The organism is Streptomyces sp. P17, assembly GCF_032436805.1.
Classification (GTDB): domain Bacteria; phylum Actinomycetota; class Actinomycetes; order Streptomycetales; family Streptomycetaceae; genus Streptomyces.
The window spans coordinates 53,756-60,271 of sequence record NZ_JAVRBF010000056.1; the positions used below are offsets into that span (position 1 = coordinate 53,756).

Annotated in this window: 5 protein-coding genes; 3 read left to right on the forward strand and 2 right to left on the reverse strand. The window is 70.0% G+C overall.

Annotation, left to right across the window (positions count from 1 at the left end; all coding sequences use genetic code 11):
- Positions 1 to 12 precede the first annotated feature (12 nt).
- Positions 13 to 1,416: a DUF6177 family protein gene (locus RMT89_RS30615; RefSeq protein ID WP_315887019.1), complete on the forward strand. Its 1,404-nt coding sequence runs from the start codon at positions 13 to 15 to the stop codon at positions 1,414 to 1,416.
- A gap of 708 nt (positions 1,417 to 2,124) precedes the next feature.
- On the opposite strand, the gene RMT89_RS30620 is transcribed toward RMT89_RS30615, so the two are convergent.
- Positions 2,125 to 2,334 (reverse strand): DUF6416 domain-containing protein, encoded by a 210-nt coding sequence (locus RMT89_RS30620; RefSeq protein ID WP_315887020.1) that lies wholly within the window; start codon positions 2,332 to 2,334, stop codon positions 2,125 to 2,127.
- Positions 2,335 to 2,400: 66 nt separating this feature from the next.
- Positions 2,401 to 3,837, reverse strand: a complete 1,437-nt coding sequence (locus RMT89_RS30625; RefSeq protein ID WP_315887021.1) for a DUF234 domain-containing protein — start codon at positions 3,835 to 3,837, stop codon at positions 2,401 to 2,403.
- A gap of 571 nt (positions 3,838 to 4,408) precedes the next feature.
- On the opposite strand from RMT89_RS30625, the gene RMT89_RS30630 reads away from it, so the two are divergent.
- Both RMT89_RS30630 and RMT89_RS30635 read left to right on the forward strand, forming a co-directional pair.
- Positions 4,409 to 5,914, forward strand: coding sequence for a transcriptional regulator (locus RMT89_RS30630; protein WP_315887022.1), 1,506 nt, complete (start codon positions 4,409 to 4,411; stop codon positions 5,912 to 5,914).
- Entirely contained in the window at positions 5,896 to 6,483 is a 588-nt protein-coding gene (locus RMT89_RS30635; protein WP_315887023.1) for a helix-turn-helix domain-containing protein, read from the forward strand. The genes RMT89_RS30630 and RMT89_RS30635 overlap by 19 nt, the downstream gene beginning before the upstream one ends.
- Positions 6,484 to 6,516 lie beyond the last annotated feature (33 nt).

Sequence of the window (6,516 nt, forward strand, 5' to 3'; positions counted from 1 at the left end):
CGAAGAGAGCCCGTGACCAAAGACGTCATCGCCCTCACCCCCAAGATGCCGGACCTGCCCACCCTGCTGGCGGGCCTCTACGCCGGCGGCCCCGACCTCGGCGTGAACACCACGGCAGACGGCGCCGTCGTCCAGCTCTGCGCCCCCGACGGCCGCCCCCTGGTCTCGGTGGAGGCGCCCATCCTGGTCCAGGTCCCCGGTGAGACGGCCCGTCTGCTGGGTCACGCGGTCCAGGAAGGGCCGGTGTGGTGGACCGAGGCCCGCGCCTCCACCGCCGTCGCCGAGGCCGGCCGGCTCGCCGGCTCCTTCGCCGGACGGCTGGCCACCGTGCTCGGCGGCACGGTCTGGCCGCCGGAGGCCGCCACCACGGATGTCGTCCCCCTCACCACCGACGTCTCGGCGATCCCCGTCCCCACCACCGCGACCCCGGCCGTGGACGTCCTCACCGCCACCACGGCCGTGGTGATCCAGGACCGTCCCCTGGTCGCGATGACCAGCTGGCTGTCGGATGCCCTGCGCGTGGCCGCCGAGAGCGACCGAGCCCTGCACATCGTCACGCCACCCACGGCGCGCCTGACCCTGCCCACCCGCACCGCCCTGCGCGGGGCGCCCAACCGCTGGGTCGTCCAAGGCCCCGAGCGCGGCTACTACGACGGCCTGTCCGGTGCCGAACTGCACTGGAAGAACGGCACGTTCACCCCCGTACGTGACGAGGACGGCACCGCTTCCGTGGCCGAGGCGTTCAAAGCGGCCCCCGAGACCGGTGAGCGCCAGCTTCTCCTCACCCTGCGCACCCGACACCCCGCAGATGCGGATCTCGTCCTCGGTCGCGCCCTGGAGGCCGCCTTCCGGCACCTGACAGGCGCCCCGCCCACCGGCTGGAGCACCGCCGAACCGGTCAACCTCCCCTGGTCCACCAGCCAGTTGACCGACCTCGCCCGGGCCCGCGCACCCCGACCCAGCTGGCTGATCGCCATCGGCCACCCCGACCGGCCCGCTCTCGCCACCATGCGCGTGCTCCGGACGACGGCGGGCGTCGAAGAAGACATCACCCTCGCGCTCGGCTACGGCGGGAACGAGACACCGCCCCGGCAAGCCATCGAGGCTCTCGCGGCCGAACTCGACGCGGAACACGGTCTCGTCACCCTGTTCACATCGCTCCGTGCCGCCCGCCGCGACCTCACCGTCCCCGCGCAGCTCGAACCCCCACCGATCCCGGTGTCCTTCACGCTCGGCCACGACGAGGCGAGGAGCACCGGCCCGCCCCACGCCGAGCAACCACCCCTCGGCCCCACCCCCACACGTGTCGGCCCCTCGGCCGAACCGGCCCTCCATTACCCCCTGGGCGATGGAACCGAACCGCACGCCTGGTCCACCTTCCAGCGCCTCTCCCAACACCTCAAGCAGCAGGCATAACTGCCAGAGCACGCCGTGTCGGTGCGCGGGCGCGAGCTAGCCCGACCATCTGGCTGCGCCGGGTACGGCATCAGCGTCGGGCCCCATGGAACACGATCCACGTGCAGCACGGACATGGTGGCCGCCACCGCGTCGGCGAAGTCGCCGTTCTGCGGGGACACCTGCCGCTCCGCCGTTGTGGCCCACCCTCCGGCGATGACGAGGCCGCCCCAGCCGCTGGCTGTTCCGAACCTCGGCTTCGACGTCCCTCACGCGTGCTGCCGCCCGAAGCGTGGCCGCTTCACGGAAGGTGAGCCCGGCCAGCCGGATCACTCCGTCCAGGGCACGGGACGTCACATATCCGTCGGCGTCCGCGTAGCGCACCAGAAGTGCCTGCACCCACCCGACGCAAGGAGACACATTTCCTTTACGGGTTCTTGCAACCCTTTCCACATCTGGAGAGTCCGCGTCTACATGCACACGTACGCCCTGGACATACAGGCCCAATCGGGCCAACTCGTCCCGCAGCCGGTCTTGCCCGACCTGGCCAAGCCCAGGGTTCGCGCGTTCCGCGCGCGAGCGCATGGCCCTGGCCAACTGATCCCGGCGCGCCTGTGCCCCGGCGGTTCCGCAACAGGGCGACCGCCGGGACCGCACCTCAACTTCCGGCCGCATACCGGCCAGCGGCCGCAGGTCACGGCCGCCGTCCATCAGTTGGGGCTGTGCAGATCACGCAGCGCCGAGCTGAGCGGCCAGGAACACCGCTGCCACCGAGGGGCGGACTGCGTACGTTGCGCCCGCGCTCCTTTCAGGGGCCTCCCACCAGTAGAACGGTAGCCACCGCCCACGGGACGGCGCGCCGCACGGGCCCGCTCTGCGATCCGCCTCGACCGATACCGAATTCCGGTGTGCCGAGTGCCCGTCGATGGAACCAGCCACTCGCGAGATGCCCTCTGCCCACCGTCGCCCCTGAAGTACGAAACCCCGCCGGTGCCGCGCCCCGGGCTACTGCCAGGCCCGTACCAGGTCTTCGGGTCCCCAGTGGGCCGCAAGGGGAAGATCGTCGGTCACGCCGCTGCGGGACACCGCGACCAGCGGAGTGTCCGGGCCGGCGCCTGGTACGGCCAGCACGTTCCGGACGAGAGTGTCGTATTCACGTCTGCCGAAAGGCTGGGACTCCAGCCACTTGATGGAGCCGACGAAGTGCACCGCGCCCGCCACGGGTTCGCGGTCCGCGCCAATTAGGTCGACCTCGGGGTTGTTCTGCCGATTCCACCAGCCGCCCACCGCCTCTGTCTCAGGCCAGTGCTCGTCGGGCAGCAGCCGTAGCAGGGACTCGCGAACGACCGGCTCGACGGCGCGTCCCCGCCAGGTCGCCCATGAGCGTTCGATGCGCTCCAGAGCCAGATCACCGCGACCGCGTTCGATGAGCGGGATCCCTCGCTGCAGGAAGGCCAGCCAGAACCGCAGGTACGGATCTGCGATGCGGTAGCGCTTGTTCTTGGTGTCGGCCTTCCCGGACAGGGGCAGGTCGGCCGCCAGGACCCGCTTGGCCTGCAGGGTGTTCAGCAATGGAGACAGCGTGCCCGACGGCAGTGCTCCCGTCCCGCCGGCCTGGGCGGCGATGGCGGAGAAGGTCCGCTCGCCGCTGCCCACTGCCTCCAGCACCGCCCGCGACTGCGAGGCTTCGGGAAACTCCCCAAGGAGCGACAGCTCACCCGCGACCAGCAACGGCGACAGCGGGTTGGTCGCCGCCGCCCGCAGGAAGTCCACCCGGCTCAGCCCCGGCCGCCACGACTGGACGATCTCCGGAAAGCCTCCTGTGATCAGCAACGCGTCCACCGCGTCCGCTGCGTCGAGTTCCGTCATCGCCTGCACATCGGCCAGGTGCAGCGGCTGGACAGTCATCTTCGTCGCCCGCCCGAAGAACGGACGGCCGTAGGACTGCAGGGCCTCCATCACCGACATGTCACTGCCGACCAGGACGAGCAGGACCGGCTTGGCGGACAGATGACGGTCCCAGACCGTCTGCAGCGCCCCCTCGAACTCCGCGTCCCCCTCCACCAGCCACGGCACCTCGTCGATCACAGCGATGCTCGGGGCGTCATCCGGGAGCGCGATGGCCAGCGAGCGCAACGCCTGATTCCAGTCCGCGGCCCGCAACCCGGCCACGAGCTCCGCTCCCGGCATAGTGGCGGACTGCGCCAGCGCCGCGGTGAAGTCCGCCCGCTCGGCCACGGGATTACGGCCCCGGGTCGCCTGGAACACCACGTACGGCACCCCGGACCGGTCGCAGAACTCCTGAACCAGACGGGACTTCCCTACACGCCGCCGCCCGGTCATGATCACGGCCTTCCCCCGGGTGGCCCCCGCGCCTTCGATCACAGACCTGAGCTGCCGGCCCAGCAGATCGAGATCGGCCGCTCTGCCTTTGAAGTCCATCGGCGACCCCTCAGGGAAAGAAACGTAGACTGCATCTTACATAGATTGAATCTAACTTAGATGCCAGGAAACTTCCTCGACGATAAAAAATGGCCCCACCTCAAGGCCATAAGGCCAGGTCGGAGCCAAGAGAGCAGACGAGTCGGGCTGTACGCCGGGTATTCCTGGAGCACCTTTCTGACCTGCGGCTTTCGGGATCGAACCGGCTGTGACCTGCTAGGTCGGGTTGCAGAGACGACCGGAGGCAGTCAGAGGAAACCGCTCTGATTCGACCCCGATTCGAACCGAGCTGCTCGGAGCCAATCAGAGGCAACCGCCCTCTGTTTTGGTCCGGGTCGGCCCAGGTCAGACGGCGTTGATCAGGCTGTGAGCCCGCTGACAGCACTCGGAATCGACCTCGGTCGAGCCGCGATGGGGACGCCTGCCTCCAGCACCGGAGCCAGGCAGACGAAGACCTCCAGGATTGGCATCCTGGAGGCTTCGCTGGCACCGATTGGAGGTCGGTACCGGACACCACCCGTGGTTTTAGCGGGCCTGGGTGGCGTCTCTGTCCTTGCGGGACGGCTCCACAGTGCCACACAGCACCTACCAGACAGGTTCTCTCCGACGGCCATTTCACCCAGGCGAGCGACTGGGTCTTCACCAGCTGCCTACGGCTGCAGCCGATCTCATCCTGATCGGGGATCTCACCGGCCGCTACGCGGCGGGCAGTTACAGCAGGCTCGCCTCCGACGGCCAGAGCGTATCCCTGCGCGGGAACCGTCAGGGCACGGCCGAACATGGGCACCGCATCACGGCGGCCATCGCCTGCCATGTCGCTCGCGCCGGCGGCACCGTCGACCAGCTGACGCGGCTGTTGCTGCACCCTGAGCACGAGGGCGGGCGGCACGCCCGGAGCATCGCGCTGCGCTCCGGTCAGGCACGCGCCCTGGACTACATCCGACGGGTATGGGCCAGCGCCTCGGCCGAGGTCAGCAGCACGAGGGTCCTGGAGTCGCGCCAGCACGCGTACGAGGTTCTCGCCGCACTGCGGGACCGGATCGAGACGACGCCGTGGCGCGGGGAGCGGGGCCGGACCGCGCTGCGGGTGCTGCGGGCGCATCTGAACTTCGCGGAGATCGCGGGCGGCCCTCTGCATCACGCCAGCGAGCGGCAGACGGCGGAGGAAGCGGGCATCTCCCGCACGACGCTCCGGGTCGTCTACGAGACGGTCCTCAAGCCGCGCGGCTGGCTACGCCGGCTGCGGGTCGGCCACGGCCGGGAGGGCTCGACCTGGTACCTCGCCAACGGCAGCGCCGGCGATCGCACTATCCCCGCTCTGCAGTCTCGTTTCCGGACCACTCAGTACCCCCCCGACCCGGCACTTGAGGAGTGGCCCACCCCTGAGACAGGGGCGGCGGCCGACATCGACTCCACCGTCATCGGCCGTCTGATGGGCCACGACGCCTTCGCCCACCACGGTCTGGGCAGCGCCGCCCTCATGATCATCGGCGCACTGCACGCCCGCCCGGCACAAACGGTCGGCGAACTCGTCGGCTCATCATCGGTATCCCGCGCCACCGTCTACCGCACCCTGCGACGCCTGACCGACCACAGCCTCGTCCACCACAACGGAGAGACCTGGACCCTCGCACCTCGCGCCCTGGAAGGCTTCGGCAGCAGCTCTCCGGAGGCTGCGACCGAAGAAATCGCCAAGCCGGCTCAGGGCTGGGACTCCGTCGCGCAGCGGCATGGAACCACGGGCATCGCGGCCCAGCGCAAGGCACTGCACGCCGCCGAGCGCCTCGCGTACCGGGATGTGCTGGAGCGGCTGTCGGAGCACCGCAGCAAGGCCATCGTGATCGTCCGCGATGGGCGCCGGGTCCTGGTCCCTGCACCACGCCCCGACGAGATTCCCTCCGCGTGGCAGGCCCCCCACGGATGCGTCCTCGATCCGGTCACCGGCCGCGCCGCCCCCGACTGGCGGATCGCCACCGATGGACGGCTGATCCTCATCACCCCTGCCGACCAGCGCAGTTACGACGAGCTGGCCGCCGCCCATGCCGAAGCCCTCAGCGAATGGGAGTCCGCAGCGTGAACCCACCCCCTCCAATCCCGGCCAGTCACAGCGACGAGGTCACCGCCCAAGTCCTTCGCGAGCAGTACGAGTCCGGTGCCACGGTCGACGAACTCGTCGCCGCCAGTGGTCTGTCGTACGGCACGGTCCTCAACCGGCTCCACGACGCCGGGACCGTGATGCGCACGTCATGGCAGACCCGTCGGATGCGCCAGGACCCGCAGGCACGCAAACACCTCGCGGCCCATCTGCGCACGTTGTACGAGCAGCACGGCGCGACCCTCACCGAGCTCTCCGCGGTTGCGGGAGAGACGAGGCGCGCTGCCCGACGACTGTTGATCGAGGCCGGCGGCAGCGTTCGCACCACACAGCAGACGCTGCGGATGCGCGCCGCAGCGCGGGCCGCCGAGCGGCAGAAGCTCGCGATGTCCCTGCGGACGCGCTACGAAGCCGGAGCCACGGTGCCGGAACTCGCCAAAGAATGCAGTTACTCAGTCGCCACCGTCTACCGGCTCCTGCACCAGGCAGGCACCCGCATGAGGCCCAAGCACAACCACGGCCCGGCCCGCACCCCGAGGAAGCGGTCATGAGCGCCCTCGCAGGTGTCACCGGCGGCGCCTGGC

Coding starts and splice junctions, on each gene's coding strand:
- RMT89_RS30625 (WP_315887021.1), bottom strand. CDS start 3,837: ATGGACTTCAAAGGCAGAGCGGCCGATCTCGATCTGCTGGGCCGGCAG.
- RMT89_RS30635 (WP_315887023.1), top strand. CDS start 5,896: ATGGGAGTCCGCAGCGTGAACCCACCCCCTCCAATCCCGGCCAGTCAC.